Raw genomic sequence first — 14,343 nt, forward strand, 5'->3', positions numbered from 1 at the left:
TCTTACTCGTCAGATGGGTTCCGGTTCCGATGCGGATTCTGCTTGTTGAAGACGATCGAATGATCGCCGAGGGCGTACGCAAGGCGTTGCGCGCCGACGGCTTCGCGGTCGACTGGGTGCAGGACGGCGACGCCGCGCTCACGGCGCTCGGCGGCGAGACGTACGACCTGCTGCTGCTCGACCTCGGCCTGCCGAAGCGCGACGGCATCGACGTGCTGCGCACGCTGCGTGCGCGCGGGCAGTCGCTGCCGGTGCTGATCGTCACCGCGCGCGATGCGGTGGCCGATCGCGTGAAGGGGCTCGACGCGGGCGCCGACGACTACCTCGTCAAGCCGTTCGACCTCGACGAACTGGGCGCGCGGATGCGCGCGCTGATCCGCCGCCAGGCGGGGCGCAGCGAGTCGCTGATCCGCCACGGCGCGCTGACGCTCGATCCCGCGTCGCATCAGGTGACGCTCGACGGCGCGCCCGTCGCGCTGTCCGCGCGCGAGTTCGCGCTGCTCGAGGCGCTGCTCGCGCGGCCCGGCGCGGTGCTGTCGAAAAGCCAGCTCGAGGAAAAGATGTACGGCTGGGGCGAGGAGATCGGCAGCAACACGGTCGAGGTCTACATCCACGCGCTGCGCAAGAAGCTCGGCTCGGACCTGATCCGCAACGTGCGCGGGCTCGGCTACATGGTCGTCAAGGAAAGCTGACGCGTGCGGTCGATTCGTCATCAACTACTGATCTGGCTGCTCGCGATCGTCGTCGCGGGCGTGGGCGCCGCGGGCTGGCTGATCTACCGGCAGGCGCTCGCCGAAGCGAACGAGCTGTTCGACTACCAGCTGCAGGAAATCGCCGCGGCGCTGCCGTCCGAGCCGTTTTCACAGGTGTTCGGTTCGCGCACCAACGGCGACGAAGGCATCGTGATCCAGATCTGGAACCGCAACGGCGTGCTGATGTACTTCTCGCATCCGCGCGCGCCGATCGCGCCGCGCGCGGAACTCGGCTTCTCGACCGAGCGCACCGATCGCGGCGAATGGCGCGTGTACGGCGCGATCGTCGGCGACAACGTCGTGCAGCTCGCGCAGCCGCTGTCGGTGCGCAACCGGCTCGCGGCGAACGTCGCGCTGCGCACGCTGTGGCCGCTGATCGTGCTGCTGCCGTTTCTCGGCGCGGCGGTCTGGATGATCGTCGGGCAAGGGCTCGCGCCGCTCGAGCGCCTCACGCGCGCGGTCGAGGCGCGCCGGCCGGAAGCGCTCGATCCGTTGCCCGATGCGCGCCTGCCGCTCGAGGTGCAGCCGCTCGTGCGCGCGCTGAACGGGCTGCTCGCGCGGCTCGCGGCCGCGCTCGACACGCAGAAAGCCTTCGTCGCCGACGCCGCGCACGAGCTGCGCACGCCGCTCGCGGCCGTGCAGATCCAGGCGCAGCTCGTCGCGCGCGCGAAGGACGACACGTCGCGCCGCGAGGCGCTCGCCGATCTGCAGGACGGCGTCACGCGCGCGACGCGCCTCGCCGAGCAATTGCTCGCGCTGGCGCGCGCCGAACCGGACGGCGCGACGATGCGCGAGCCGGTCGACCTGCAGGCGCTGCTGGTCGAATGCGTGGCCGCGCATGCACCGCTCGCGCAACGGCACAGCATCGATCTCGGCTTCGAGGAGACGCGCGCGGCGACCGTCGTCGCGGACGTCGGCGCGCTGCGCGTGATGTTCGGCAACCTGCTCGACAACGCGGTGAAGTACACGCCGGACGGCGGCCGCATCGACGTGTCGCTGACGCGCGACGCGGCAGGCCGCGCGTGCGTGCAGATCGGCGACAGCGGCCCCGGCATCCCGGCCGAAGAGCGCGAGCGCGTGTTCGACCGCTTCTACCGCGACAGCTCCGCGCGGGCGCGGGCCGACGTGTCGGGCAGCGGGCTGGGGCTCGCGATCGTCAAGCGCGTGGCGGCTCAGCAGGGCGCGACCGTGACGCTCGGCGACGCGGCCGCGGGCGGCCTGCTCGTGAGCGTCGTGTTCCGTGATGCCGGGCTGCCGCAGCCGGCGCCGCAGGCGTCCGAATCCGTATGACGAACGGCACACCGCGCGGGCGCCGCGCGGTAGCGGCGGCCTAAGCCCCGCTTAAGGTCGATTAAGCCTCCTTTAAGTCAGCGTCGTTACGCTGCGTCCTAACAACGAGGAGGTCCTACGATGAACACCCGATTCCTTGCGCGCGGCGCCGTCGCGGTCGCCGTGGCGGCCGCCCTGTCCGCCGGCTATGTCGCGGGCACCCGCCGCGCCGATCCGCAGATCATCACGCCCGCGCAGGCCGCCGCGCTGATGCCGGCCGAGGCCGCGGCGAAGACCGGCATTCCCGATTTCTCCGGGCTGGTCGAAACCTACGGCCCGGCGGTCGTGAACATCAGCGCGAAGCACGTCGTGAAGCAGGTGTCGCGGCGCGTGCCGCAGCCGCAGCTGCCGATGGATCCGAGCGATCCGTTCTACCAGTTCTTCAAGCACTTCTACGGCCAGGTGCCGGGCATGGGCGGCGACACGCAGCCGGACGACCAGCCGAGCGCGAGCCTCGGGTCGGGATTCATCGTCAGCTCGGACGGGTACATCCTCACCAATGCGCACGTGATCGACGGCGCGAATGTCGTCACGGTCAAGCTGACCGACAAGCGCGAGTACAAGGCGAAGGTCGTCGGCGCCGACAAGCAGTCCGACGTGGCGGTGCTGAAGATCGACGCGAGCGGCCTGCCGACCGTGAAGATCGGCGACCCGGCACAGAGCAAGGTCGGCCAGTGGGTCGTCGCGATCGGTTCGCCGTATGGCTTCGACAATACGGTCACGTCCGGCATCATCAGCGCGAAATCGCGTGCGCTGCCCGACGAGAACTACACGCCGTTCATCCAGACCGACGTGCCGGTGAACCCCGGCAACTCGGGCGGCCCGCTGTTCAACCTGCAGGGCGAGGTGATCGGCATCAACTCGATGATCTACTCGCAGACGGGCGGCTTCCAGGGCCTGTCGTTCGCGATCCCGATCAACGAGGCGATCAAGGTCAAGGACGAGCTCGTGAAGACCGGCCACGTGAGCCGCGGCCGCCTCGGCGTCGCCGTGCAGGGGCTGAACCAGACGCTCGCGAGCTCGTTCGGGCTGCAGAAGCCGGACGGCGCGCTCGTCAGCTCGGTCGACCCGAATGGCCCGGCCGCGAAGGCCGGCCTGCAGCCGGGCGACGTGATCCTCGCGGTCAACGGCTCGCCGGTGGCCGACTCCACGTCGCTGCCCGCGCAGATCGCGAACCTGAAGCCGGGCTCGAAGGCCGACCTGCAGGTGTGGCGCGACAAGTCGACGAAGTCGATCAGCGTGACGCTCGGCGCGATGACCGACGCGAAGCTGGCATCGAACGACGGCGGCCCGGTCGAGCAGGGGCGCCTCGGCGTCGCGGTGCGCCCGCTCACGCCGCAGGAGCGCAGTGCCGCCAACCTGTCGCACGGGCTCATCGTGCAGCAGGCCGGCGGCCCGGCAGCCAGCGCGGGCATCCAGCCCGGCGACGTGATCCTCGCGGTCAACGGCCGCCCGGTCACGAGCCCCGAGCAGTTGCGCGACGCGGTCAAGGGAGCAGGCAACAGTCTTGCTCTCCTGATCCAGCGGGATAATGCACAGATCTTCGTGCCGGTCGACCTGAGCTGACCGGCGGCCGTTGCGGGCCGGCGTGGCCGGCCCCGGCGGGCGTCGCCGGCGTTCGGCCCGTGGTGCTGTGTTCCGACCCGAAAGGAGGGAGCCATGCAATATCTACGCAACGTGTCCCGATTTGCCGTCGCGGCGGCGCTGGCCGCCGGCTTCGCCGCCGCCGCGCCCGGCGCGTACGCGCAATCGGACGGCTTGCCCGCGGCGAGCCAGCAGGGCGATGTCAGCTACGTGTCGGGCGGCATCGGCAAGGATCAATCGACGGCATTCGAGAGCAACGAGGCGGCGTGGCCGCTGGCGCTGCGGTTCACCGGCAAGGGCGGCGAATACCTGGCCGACGTCCATGTGCGGATCGTCGACGGCAAGGGCACCGAGCTGCTGACGACGGACGCGCGCGGGCCCTACATGCTCGTGAAGCTGCCGCCGGGGCGCTACACCGTGCACGCGTCGTACCAGGGCAGCGACGAATCGCGCGCGGTCACGGTCGGCGCGAAGGGCGGCGCGAAGGTCGCGTTCCAGTGGAGTGCGCAGTAGCGCGTCGCGCGCAGGCCCGGCCGGGCCGCGCAATCGGGCCCAGTTTCGCCCATAATGAAGGCCACGGCACTTGTGCCGTGGCTTTTTCGTTTCCGGCCCGCGGCTTGCGCGCCGGGACCGCCGCCCGGAGGAGAAACGATGTCCGATGCCGCCGACCCTCGCCTCGAAATCGTGCCGAACCGCCATCGCGTGCGCGTGATCCATCGCGGCATCACGTATGCCGATTCGCACGGCGCGCTGACCGTGCGCGAAACGGGCCTGCCGGATATCCATTACCTGCCGCGCGGCGACGTGAACATGCACCGGCTCGTGAAGTCGAGCGTCACGACGGACTGTCCGCTGAGGGGCCGGGCCGTGTATTTCGACCTGCAGACCGAAGACGGCGTGATCGAGAACGCCGCATGGAGTTACGAGGAACCGGGGGCGACTGCGTCCGCGCTTGCGCACTACGTCGCCTTCGACGTCGCACGGGTCGACAGTCTCGTCGAGACGTCCTGATGCGGCGCGTGTTCATCGGGGAGGCATCATGGAACTGAACGACACGTTACGCGTACCGCTCGCGCCGGCCGTCGTGCGGGCGGCGCTCGAGGATCTCGCGCTGCTGCGGGCGAGCTTCGATCATTGCGAATCGTTCGTGAAGCTCGCGCGCGGCGAGTTCGCGCTGACCATCACGGTGCCGCTCGGCCCGCTGCGCGCGCGCTACGACGTGCGTGCGCATTCGGCGAGCGAGCAGGGCGACGCGGAAGGGCAGCCGTGCCGCGTGCTCAACTTCAAGGCGCGGGCCGACGGCCTCGGCGCGCTGCGCGGGCAGGTCGAGCTGGTGCTGCGGCCGGACGATGACGACACGGCCGCGACGTGCATCGAATACGTGGTGTGGGCGACGGCGAGCGGGCCGCTCGCCGAACTGCCGGCGCGGCAGATCGAGAACGCGCTGCACGAGTGGACGGACGATTTCTTCCGCGAATTCTGCGCGGTCGTGCAGGCGAAGCACGGTCTCGTGCCGAACCGCGCGCGCTCGAGCCCGCAGCGTCGCCAGCACGTGTTCCTGCGGCCGGCGTCGCTGATGGCCGCGGCGAAGCGTCCGCTGCCGCACCTCGGCGGCGCGCTCGGCGGCCGCGCCGCGAGCGCCGTGCATCATCGCGAATCGGGCCCGCTGCCCGTCTGGGCGTGGGCCGCGATCGTCGTGTTCGTGGCGCTGCTGCTGTACGCGGCGCGCTGGATCAACGGCACCTGAGCGCCTGCGCGCGCCGCCGCGCTGCCTCATTGTCCGGCCGATCGCCGGCCGTTCGTCGGCGGCGCGGCCGCCGCTAGCGTCGGGCGTCGGGCCCGGCGCCCCGAAATTCCTTCCGATATGCCGACGGCGACGTGCCGAGCGCGCCCGCGAAATGCTGGCGCAGCGACACGCTCGAGCCGTAGCCGGCCGCCTGCGCGATCGCGTCGATCGATTGTCCGGTGGTTTCCAGCAGATGCTGCGCACGCGTGAGCCGCTCGGCCTGCAGCCACGCGGTGACGGTCGTACCCGTCGCCTGGCGGAAGTGGCGCGTGAAGGTGCGCCGGCTCATCAGCACGCGTTCGGCGAGCGAATCCACACTGTGCGCGACGTCGAGATGCGCGCGCACCCAGTCGAGCAGGCCCGCGAGGCGCGCGTCGCGCGGATGCGCGGCGACCGGCTGCGGCACGTATTGCGCCTGGCCGCCCTGGCGGTGCGGCGGGATCACGAGACGCCGCGCGATCCGGTTCGCGGCGTCCGAGCCGAAGCGCCGCCGCACGACGTGCAGGCAGCAGTCGAGCCCCGCGGCCGTGCCGGCCGACGTCATCAGGTTGCCGTCGTCGACGTACAGCACGTCGGGGTCGAGCTTCACGTGCGGAAAGCGCTGCGCGAAGTCGTCGGCCCACGCCCAGTGTGTCGTGGCGGGGCGCCCGTCGAGCAGCCCGGCCGCGGCGAGCACGTACGCGCCGAGGCACAGGCCGACCACCTGCGCGCCGCGCGCGGCGGCCGCGCGTACCGCATCGACCAGCACGTCCGGCGGCGCTTCGTCGGGATCGCGCCATGCCGGCACGATGACGATGTCCGCGTCGTCGAGCGCGTCGAGCCCGTACGGCGCGGTGATCGTGAAGCCGCCCGTCGTCGACAGCGGGCCGCGCTCGGCCGAGCACACGCGGCACTCGAACGCGGGCATCGCGGCCGCATCGCGCTCCTTGCCGAACACGACGGACGGCACCGACAGGTGGAACGGGCTGATGCCGTCGTACGCGATCACGGCGACGACGGTCGGGGCGGGGGCAACGAACGACGCAGCGGCGCGCATGACGGGCTCCGGGGTGGCGATGGCCCGATTCTATCGAAGAATGGCTATCGGGCCACTGTCCGCCGGCGCGATGCAATCCGACAATGCATCGCATCGCGCTGCTGTCCGCCCCGTTCCGGAGCGGGGCGGCGCGGCCGAACCCGGAGCCTGCCATGTCGAACGCCGTATCGTCTTCCGCTTCCCGCCGTGCCCTGATCGTGATCGATGTCCAGAACGAATACGTGACGGGCAACCTGCCGATCGAATATCCGCCCGTCGACGCGTCGCTGGCGAACATCGGCCGCGCGATCGACGCCGCGCACGCGGCCGGCGTGCCGGTGATCGTCGTCCAGCACGTCGCGCCGGCGGGCGCGCCGATCTTCGCACCGGGCACCGACGGTGTCGCGCTGCATCCGGTCGTCGCCGACCGGCCGTATGCGCACCTCATCGTGAAGGCGCAGGCCAGTTCGTTCGCCGGCACCGATCTCGCCGCGTGGCTCGACGCGCACGGCATCGATACGCTCGCGGTCGTCGGCTACATGACGCACAACTGCAATGCGTCGACGGTCTATCACGCGGCCCACGCGGGGCTCGCCGTCGAATACCTGGCGGACGCGACCGGCGCGTTGCCGTACGAGAACGAAGCGGGCGCGGCGAGCGCCGAAGAGATTCACCGCGCGTACACGGTGGTGTTCCAGTCGAATTTCGCGGCCGTGATGTCGACCGACGCATGGATCGCGGGACTCGGCGGCGCGGCGATGCCGACGCGCGATTCGGTGGCCGCGTCGAACCGGCGGGCCCGCGCGCAACGCGCGAAGGCGGCCTGAGCCGGTCAGTCGCCCGTCTTCAGCATCGCCGGGCTGTAACGCATCATGTCGAAGCAGCCGTCGACGAGCTGTTCCGCATGCTGCTCGGCGTCGATCTCGTCGGGCAGCATCAGCATGTCGCGCACGAAACCGCTGACGAGCGTGTGCAGCATCAGCGTCGCGCGCCATGTGTCGAGCCGCTCGGGCAGCAGCTTGAGCCGCACGGCGCCCGCGAGATCGGCATCGATCGCGTGCAGCGCCTCGCTCATCCCCGCGCGGTTGCGCTGCAGCAGCGGTTCCATGTCCGCGACGTACTCGCACTTCATGAACAGGATGCTGAACACGCGCCGCAACTGCGAGTCGCGCTGCACGCCGAGCAGGCACCAGATCAGGATCTTGCGGATCTTATCCAGCGGATTGCCGCCGGGCGCATCGAGCGGCATCCGCTTGAGTTCGTCGATCGGCAGGAACACGCGGTCGAACATCGCGTCGAACAGCTCGCTCTTGTTCGCGAAATGCCAGTAGATCGCGCCGCGCGTCACGCCGGCGTGATGGGCGATGTCCGCGAGCGACGTGTGCGACACGCCCTTCTCGAAGAACACATGTTCGGCGGCGTCGAGAATGCGGTTGCGCGTCTCGAGCGCCTCCTCCTTGGTGCGTCTGACCATGTGCAGGCCTGAATGGATCGATCGTAGGTGAATATAGGGTCCGTAACCCTCGTCGCGGCTGTGCGGACGGGCTATGCTTGCGACTGGTAATAATTCGTAAGACTTGGCGGTTGGCGACGGACGAGCGGGCTTTTTACATACATTCGTGAATGTATATACAATACCACCCTACGATCGAATGACCAAAGTGGCAATCAGTTAATATCCCACTCTGCTGATTCCCGCCAAAGTACCAGTCCGCAGTTCGCGGCATCTCGTCGGCATGGAGGTCTCGTGCCGACTTGCTGTATCCAGTAGTCCAGTAATTCAGGTGTTCGATCTGCGCCGCGAGGCGCATCCGTGTGGCGCTCCGTCCGTGCGCCGCACTCATTCCATTGGTTACACACAGAGGTCGCTCCATGCGCGTCGAACGGGTTCCATACCGCTTGATCACTGTCGCGGCAGCCGCGGTTTTCCTGGCTGCATGCGGAAAAAAAGAATCGGCACCGCCGCCGCAAACGCCGGAAGTCGGCGTCGTCACCGTCCAGCCGCAAGCCGTGCCGGTCTACAGCGAACTGCCGGGCCGTACCAGCGCATTCCTCGTCGCGCAGGTCCGCGCGCGGGTCGACGGCATCGTGCTGCGCCGTGAATTCACCGAAGGCACCGACGTCAAGGCCGGCCAGCGTCTGTACAAGATCGATCCGGCGCCGTACCTCGCTGCATTGAACAGCGCGAAGGCGACGCTCGCGAAGGCGCAGGCGAACCTCGTCACGCAGAACGCGCTGGTCGCGCGCTACAAGGTGCTGGTGGCCGCGAACGCGGTCAGCAAGCAGGACTACGACAACGCGGTGGCCACCCAAGGGCAGGCCGCGGCGGACGTCGCGGCCGGCAAGGCGGCGGTCGACACCGCGCAGATCAATCTCGGCTACACGGATGTGGTCTCGCCGATCACCGGCCGCGTCGGCATTTCGCAGGTGACGCCGGGCGCGTACGTGCAGGCGAGCCAGGCGACGCTGATGTCGACGGTGCAGCAGCTCGATCCGGTCTATGTCGACCTGACGCAGTCGAGCCTCGACGGGCTGAAGCTGCGCCAGGACGTGCAGAGCGGCCGCCTGAAGACGAGCGGCCCGGGCGCGGCGAAGGTGTCGCTGATCCTGGAAGACGGCAAGACGTACTCCGAAGCCGGCAAGCTGCAGTTCTCCGACGTGACGGTCGACCAGGCCACCGGCTCGGTGACGATCCGCGCGGTCTTCCCGAACCCGGGCCGCGTGCTGCTGCCGGGGATGTTCGTGCGCGCACGGATCGAGGAAGGTGTGAACGAGAACGCGTTCCTGGTGCCGCAGATCGGCGTCACGCATGACCAGAAGGGCCAGGCGATCGCGATGGTGGTGAACGCGAGCAACAAGGTCGAGCCGCGTCCGCTGAAGACGGCGGGCATGCGCGGCCAGGACTGGATCGTCGAAGGCGGTCTGCAGGCGGGCGACCACGTGATCGTGCAGGGGGGCGAGAAGGTGCGTCCGGGCGCGACCGTGAAGTCGGTGGAGGCACAACTCGCACCGGCGGCCGGTGCCGCATCGGGTGTCGCCGCTGCCACCGCCGCGCCGGCTGCCGCCGGTTCCGGCGCCGCCGCCGCTGCTTCGAGCGCGCAATAACAGGGAGCCTGTTTCATGGCAAAGTTTTTTATCGATCGCCCGATCTTCGCGTGGGTGATCGCCATCATCCTGATGCTGGCCGGGGTCGCGGCGATCTTCACGCTGCCGATCGCGCAGTATCCGACGATCGCGCCGCCATCGATCCAGATCACCGCGAACTACCCGGGCGCTTCCGCGAAGACGGTGGAAGACACGGTGACGCAGGTGATCGAGCAGCAGATGAGCGGTCTCGACAACTTCCTGTACATGTCGTCGACGAGTGACGACTCGGGCAACGCCACGATCACGCTGACGTTCGCGCCGGGCACCAACGCCGACATCGCACAGGTCCAGGTGCAGAACAAGCTGTCGCTCGCGACGCCGGTTCTGCCGCAGGTCGTGCAGCAGCTCGGTCTGTCGGTCACGAAGTCGAGCAGCAGCTTCCTGCTGGTGCTCGCCTTCAACTCCGAAGACGGCAGCATGAACAAGTACGACCTCGCGAACTTCGTGGCGTCGCACGTGAAGGATCCGATCAGCCGGTTGAACGGCGTCGGTACCGTCACGCTGTTCGGCTCGCAGTACGCGATGCGGATCTGGCTCGACCCGACCCGCCTGACGAACTACGGCCTCACGCCGGTCGACGTGACGAGCGCGATCACCGCGCAGAACGTGCAGATCGCGGGCGGCCAGATCGGCGGCACGCCGGCCAAGCCGGGCACCGTGCTGCAGGCGACGATCACCGAATCGACGCTGCTGCAGACGCCCGAGCAGTTCGGCAACATCCTGCTGAAGGTCAACCAGGACGGCTCGCAGGTGCGCCTGAAGGACGTCGCACAGATCGGCCTCGGCGGCGAAAACTACAACTTCGACACGAAGTACAACGGTCAGCCGACCGCGGCACTCGGTATCCAGCTCGCGACCAACGCAAACGCGCTCGCGACCGCGAAGGCCGTGCGCGCGAAGATCGACGAGCTCGCACCGTTCTTCCCGCACGGTCTCGTCGTGAAGTATCCGTACGACACGACGCCGTTCGTGAAGCTGTCGATCGAGGAAGTGGTCAAGACGCTGCTCGAAGGTATCGTGCTCGTGTTCCTCGTGATGTATCTGTTCCTGCAGAACCTGCGGGCGACGATCATCCCGACGATCGCGGTGCCGGTCGTGCTGCTCGGCACGTTCGCGATCATGTCGCTGGTGGGCTTCTCGATCAACACGCTGTCGATGTTCGGCCTCGTGCTCGCGATCGGCCTGCTGGTGGACGATGCGATCGTGGTGGTCGAGAACGTCGAGCGCGTGATGGCGGAAGAGGGGCTGTCGCCGAAGGAGGCGACCCGCAAGGCGATGGGCCAGATCACCGGCGCACTCGTCGGCGTCGCGCTCGTGCTGTCGGCGGTGTTCGTGCCGGTCGCGTTCTCCGGCGGGTCGGTCGGCGCGATCTATCGTCAGTTCTCGCTGACGATCGTGTCGGCGATGGTGCTGTCGGTGCTGGTCGCGTTGATTCTGACGCCGGCCCTGTGCGCGACGATCCTCAAGCCGATCCCGCAGGGCCATCACGAAGAGAAGAAGGGCTTCTTCGGCTGGTTCAACCGCACGTTCAACAACAGCCGCGACAAGTACCACGTCGGCGTGCACCACGTGATCAAGCGCTCGGGTCGCTGGCTCATCATCTACCTGGTCGTGATCGTCGCGGTCGGCCTGCTGTTCGTGCGCCTGCCGAAGTCGTTCCTGCCCGATGAAGACCAGGGCCTGATGTTCGTGATCGTGCAGACCCCGTCGGGCTCGACGCAGGAAACGACCGCGAAGACGCTCGCGAACATTTCCGACTACCTGCTGAAGGACGAGAAGGAAATCGTCGAATCGGCGTTCACGGTCAACGGCTTCAGCTTCGCCGGCCGCGGCCAGAACTCGGGTCTCGTGTTCGTGCGCCTGAAGGACTACTCGCAGCGCCAGCACGCGAACCAGAAGGTCCAGGCGCTGATCGGCCGGATGTTCGGGCGCTATTCGGGCTACAAGGACGCGATCGTGATCCCGTTCAACCCGCCGTCGATTCCGGAACTCGGCACCGCCGCCGGCTTCGACTTCGAGCTGACGGACAACGCCGGTCTCGGCCACGACGCGCTGATGGCCGCACGTAACCAGCTGCTCGGGATGGCCTCGAAGGATCCGACGCTGCAGGGCGTGCGTCCGAACGGGCTGAACGATACGCCGCAGTACAAGGTCGACATCGATCGCGAGAAGGCGAATGCGCTCGGCGTGACGGCGGATGCGATCGACCAGACGTTCTCGATCGCGTGGGCGTCGAAGTACGTGAACAACTTCCTCGACACCGACGGCCGGATCAAGAAGGTGTACGTGCAGTCGGATGCGCCGTTCCGGATGACGCCGGAGGACATGAACATCTGGTACGTGCGCAACGGTTCGGGCGGGATGGTGCCGTTCAGCGCGTTCGCGACCGGTCACTGGACGTACGGTTCGCCGAAGCTCGAGCGTTACAACGGCGTGTCGGCGATGGAAATCCAGGGTCAGGCCGCACCGGGCAAGTCGACCGGTCAGGCGATGACCGCGATGGAAGGGCTCGCGAAGAAGCTGCCGGTCGGTATCGGCTATTCGTGGACCGGCCTGTCGTTCCAGGAAATCCAGTCCGGCTCGCAGGCGCCGATCCTGTATGCGATCTCGATCCTCGTCGTGTTCCTGTGTCTCGCGGCACTGTATGAAAGCTGGTCGATCCCGTTCTCGGTGATCATGGTGGTGCCGCTCGGCGTGGTCGGCGCACTGCTCGCGGCGACGATGCGCGGCCTCGAGAACGACGTGTTCTTCCAGGTCGGCCTGCTGACCACGGTGGGCTTGTCCGCGAAGAACGCGATCCTGATCGTCGAGTTCGCGCGCGAACTGCAGATGACGGAGAAGATGGGCCCGATCGAGGCCGCGCTGGAAGCGGCGCGCCTGCGGCTGCGTCCGATCCTGATGACATCGCTCGCGTTCATTCTCGGCGTGATGCCGCTCGCGATCAGCAACGGCGCGGGTTCGGCGAGCCAGCACGCGATCGGTACCGGCGTGATCGGCGGGATGATCACGGCGACGTTCCTCGCGATCTTCATGATCCCGATGTTCTTCGTGAAGATCCGCGCGATCTTCAGCGGCGAGAAGGAAGACGTCGACCAGGCGCTGCGTCTGGCTCAGGAGCACTCGCACCACGAAGAGAAGCCGGGCAACGGCGACGAAGGCAACAAGGGACAGTGATGATGCAAAAACACGCTTTGACTGCAATCGCGGTCGCGCTGCTGGCCACGGGCTGCACGATGGCGCCGCATTACACGCGGCCCGACGCGCCCGTCGCGCAGGCGTACCCGGCCGGCGGCGTCTATGCGACGCAGCCGGGTGCTGCCGGCGCGCGCAGCGCGAACGGCCAGGCGGCGACCGCCATCGGCTGGCGCGAATTCTTCGTCGATCCGCGCCTGCAGCGGCTGATCGAGATCGCGCTGAAGAACAACCGCGACCTGCGCGTGTCGGTGCTGAACATCGAGGCGGCGCGCGCGCAGTACCAGATCACGCGCGCGGGCCTGTTCCCGACGCTCGACGGCACGGGCACGGGCAGCATCCAGCGCGTGCCGCAGGGCCTGTCGCAGACGGGGGCGCCGTATATCTCGCGGGCCTACAACGTCGGCGTTTCCGCATCGTGGGAACTCGACCTGTTCGGTCGCGTGCAGAGCCTGAAGGACCAGGCGCTCGCGCAGTACCTGTCGACGTCGTACGCACGGCAGGCTGCCGAGATCTCGCTGGTGTCGCAGGTGGCGGATCAGTACCTGACGCTGCTGTCGACCGACGACCTGCTGCAGGTCACGGAAAACACGCTGAAGTCGGCCCAGGCGTCGTACGACCTGACCAAGCTGCAGTTCGACAACGGCACGGGCTCCGAGCTCGAGCTGCGTCAGGCGCAGACGGTCGTCGAGACGGCGCTCGCGAACCAGCAGGCGCAGGCGCGCGCGCGTGCACAGGCACTGAACGCGCTGGTGCTGCTGATCGGCGAGCCGCTGCCGGACGATCTGCCGGCGGGCATGCCGCTCGACGCGCAGAACCTGCTGACGGACGTGCCGGCCGGTCTGCCGTCCGACCTGCTGACGCGTCGTCCGGACGTGATGCAGGCCGAGCAGACGCTGCTGGCCGCGAACGCGAACATCGGCGCGGCACGCGCGGCGTTCTTCCCGCGCATCTCGCTGACGGGCGCGTTCGGCACCGGCAGCCCGACGCTCGGCGGCCTGTTCAAGGCCGGCACCGCGGCGTGGTCGTTCGCGCCGCAGATCACGATGCCGATCTTCGAAGGCGGGCAGAACATCGCGAACCTGAACCTCGCGAACGTGCAGAAGCGCATCGAGATCGCCAACTACGAGAAGGCGATCCAGTCGGCGTTCCGCGAAGTGTCGGACGGGCTGGCCGCACGCGGCACGTACGACCAGCAGATCGCCGCGCTCGAGCGCAACGAGCACGCGCAGCAGCGTCGCTTCGACCTGTCGGACCTGCGCTACAAGAACGGTGTCGACAGCTACCTGTCGGTGCTGACCGCGCAAACCGACCTGTACTCGGCTCAGCAGTCGCTGATCAGCGCGCGCCTGGCACGCTGGACGAACCTCGTCACGCTGTACCGCGCACTGGGCGGCGGCTGGATCCAGCACGCGGGCGAGACGCCGCGCGCACCGGACGAGACGGTCGACTACGACAAGGCGGCCGCTCCGGCTGCTGCGTCGGCGGCAGCGACGAACGGGTAAGCACGACGGCGGGCAGGGGCGGGCGACCGCGCC

At 68.4% G+C, this 14,343-nt stretch carries 12 protein-coding genes; 10 read left to right on the forward strand and 2 right to left on the reverse strand.

Annotation, left to right across the window (positions count from 1 at the left end):
- Nucleotides 1–29 precede the first annotated feature (29 nt).
- The 6 genes from PL79_RS15165 (at nucleotide 30) to PL79_RS15190 (ending at nucleotide 5,412) form a co-directional block, all read left to right on the forward strand.
- Nucleotides 30–692, forward strand: coding sequence for a response regulator (locus PL79_RS15165; protein WP_044844495.1), 663 nt, complete (start codon nucleotides 30–32; stop codon nucleotides 690–692).
- A 3-nt stretch (nucleotides 693–695) separates the two neighbouring features.
- A complete protein-coding gene (locus PL79_RS15170) occupies nucleotides 696–2,042 on the forward strand; it encodes an ATP-binding protein (protein WP_044844494.1) in 1,347 nt (448 codons plus the stop codon).
- 120 nt (nucleotides 2,043–2,162) lie between these two features.
- The gene (locus PL79_RS15175) at nucleotides 2,163–3,647 is read left to right on the forward strand and encodes a DegQ family serine endoprotease (protein ID WP_044844493.1); all 1,485 of its coding nucleotides are present in this window, start codon (nucleotides 2,163–2,165) and stop codon (nucleotides 3,645–3,647) included.
- Between the two features lie 93 nt (nucleotides 3,648–3,740).
- Nucleotides 3,741–4,178: a carboxypeptidase-like regulatory domain-containing protein gene (locus tag PL79_RS15180; protein ID WP_044844492.1), complete on the forward strand. Its 438-nt coding sequence runs from the start codon at nucleotides 3,741–3,743 to the stop codon at nucleotides 4,176–4,178.
- A gap of 138 nt (nucleotides 4,179–4,316) precedes the next feature.
- Entirely contained in the window at nucleotides 4,317–4,676 is a 360-nt protein-coding gene (locus PL79_RS15185; protein WP_044844491.1) for a DUF427 domain-containing protein, read from the forward strand.
- Nucleotides 4,677–4,704: 28 nt separating this feature from the next.
- A complete protein-coding gene (locus PL79_RS15190; RefSeq protein WP_044844490.1) occupies nucleotides 4,705–5,412 on the forward strand; it encodes a CoxG family protein in 708 nt (235 codons plus the stop codon).
- A gap of 73 nt (nucleotides 5,413–5,485) precedes the next feature.
- On the opposite strand, the gene PL79_RS15195 is transcribed toward PL79_RS15190, so the two are convergent.
- The gene (locus PL79_RS15195; protein ID WP_044844489.1) at nucleotides 5,486–6,487 is read right to left on the reverse strand and encodes a helix-turn-helix domain-containing protein; all 1,002 of its coding nucleotides are present in this window, start codon (nucleotides 6,485–6,487) and stop codon (nucleotides 5,486–5,488) included.
- 152 nt (nucleotides 6,488–6,639) lie between these two features.
- Here PL79_RS15195 and PL79_RS15200 point away from each other — a divergent pair, with 152 nt between their 5' ends.
- Nucleotides 6,640–7,293 (forward strand): cysteine hydrolase family protein, encoded by a 654-nt coding sequence (locus tag PL79_RS15200; protein WP_044844546.1) that lies wholly within the window; start codon nucleotides 6,640–6,642, stop codon nucleotides 7,291–7,293.
- A 5-nt stretch (nucleotides 7,294–7,298) separates the two neighbouring features.
- Here the strand turns inward: PL79_RS15200 and PL79_RS15205 are convergent, their stop codons facing one another.
- The gene (locus tag PL79_RS15205) at nucleotides 7,299–7,940 is read right to left on the reverse strand and encodes a TetR family transcriptional regulator (RefSeq protein ID WP_044844488.1); all 642 of its coding nucleotides are present in this window, start codon (nucleotides 7,938–7,940) and stop codon (nucleotides 7,299–7,301) included.
- Between the two features lie 398 nt (nucleotides 7,941–8,338).
- Here PL79_RS15205 and PL79_RS15210 point away from each other — a divergent pair, with 398 nt between their 5' ends.
- Genes PL79_RS15210 through PL79_RS15220 form a run of 3 tightly spaced genes read left to right on the forward strand, consistent with a single transcriptional unit; the run spans nucleotide 8,339 to nucleotide 14,310 of the window.
- Nucleotides 8,339–9,571, forward strand: a complete 1,233-nt coding sequence (locus PL79_RS15210) for an efflux RND transporter periplasmic adaptor subunit (RefSeq protein ID WP_044844487.1) — start codon at nucleotides 8,339–8,341, stop codon at nucleotides 9,569–9,571.
- A gap of 15 nt (nucleotides 9,572–9,586) precedes the next feature.
- Nucleotides 9,587–12,787: an efflux RND transporter permease BpeB gene (gene bpeB, locus PL79_RS15215; protein ID WP_044844486.1), complete on the forward strand. Its 3,201-nt coding sequence runs from the start codon at nucleotides 9,587–9,589 to the stop codon at nucleotides 12,785–12,787.
- The gene (locus tag PL79_RS15220; protein WP_044844485.1) at nucleotides 12,787–14,310 is read left to right on the forward strand and encodes an efflux transporter outer membrane subunit; all 1,524 of its coding nucleotides are present in this window, start codon (nucleotides 12,787–12,789) and stop codon (nucleotides 14,308–14,310) included. Before bpeB ends, PL79_RS15220 begins: the two co-directional genes overlap by 1 nt.
- Nucleotides 14,311–14,343: the final 33 nt, after the last annotated feature.

Origin of the sequence: Burkholderia sp. USMB20 (genome assembly GCF_000949135.2) — a bacterium.
Classification (GTDB): Bacteria; Pseudomonadota; Gammaproteobacteria; order Burkholderiales; family Burkholderiaceae; genus Burkholderia.

Coding starts and splice junctions, on each gene's coding strand:
- PL79_RS15165 (WP_044844495.1), top strand. CDS start 30: ATGCGGATTCTGCTTGTTGAAGACGATCGAATGATCGCCGAGGGCGTA.
- PL79_RS15175 (WP_044844493.1), top strand. CDS start 2,163: ATGAACACCCGATTCCTTGCGCGCGGCGCCGTCGCGGTCGCCGTGGCG.
- PL79_RS15180 (WP_044844492.1), top strand. CDS start 3,741: ATGCAATATCTACGCAACGTGTCCCGATTTGCCGTCGCGGCGGCGCTG.
- PL79_RS15185 (WP_044844491.1), top strand. CDS start 4,317: ATGTCCGATGCCGCCGACCCTCGCCTCGAAATCGTGCCGAACCGCCAT.
- PL79_RS15190 (WP_044844490.1), top strand. CDS start 4,705: ATGGAACTGAACGACACGTTACGCGTACCGCTCGCGCCGGCCGTCGTG.
- PL79_RS15195 (WP_044844489.1), bottom strand. CDS start 6,487: ATGCGCGCCGCTGCGTCGTTCGTTGCCCCCGCCCCGACCGTCGTCGCC.
- PL79_RS15200 (WP_044844546.1), top strand. CDS start 6,640: ATGTCGAACGCCGTATCGTCTTCCGCTTCCCGCCGTGCCCTGATCGTG.
- PL79_RS15205 (WP_044844488.1), bottom strand. CDS start 7,940: ATGGTCAGACGCACCAAGGAGGAGGCGCTCGAGACGCGCAACCGCATT.
- PL79_RS15210 (WP_044844487.1), top strand. CDS start 8,339: ATGCGCGTCGAACGGGTTCCATACCGCTTGATCACTGTCGCGGCAGCC.
- bpeB (WP_044844486.1), top strand. CDS start 9,587: ATGGCAAAGTTTTTTATCGATCGCCCGATCTTCGCGTGGGTGATCGCC.
- PL79_RS15220 (WP_044844485.1), top strand. CDS start 12,787: ATGATGCAAAAACACGCTTTGACTGCAATCGCGGTCGCGCTGCTGGCC.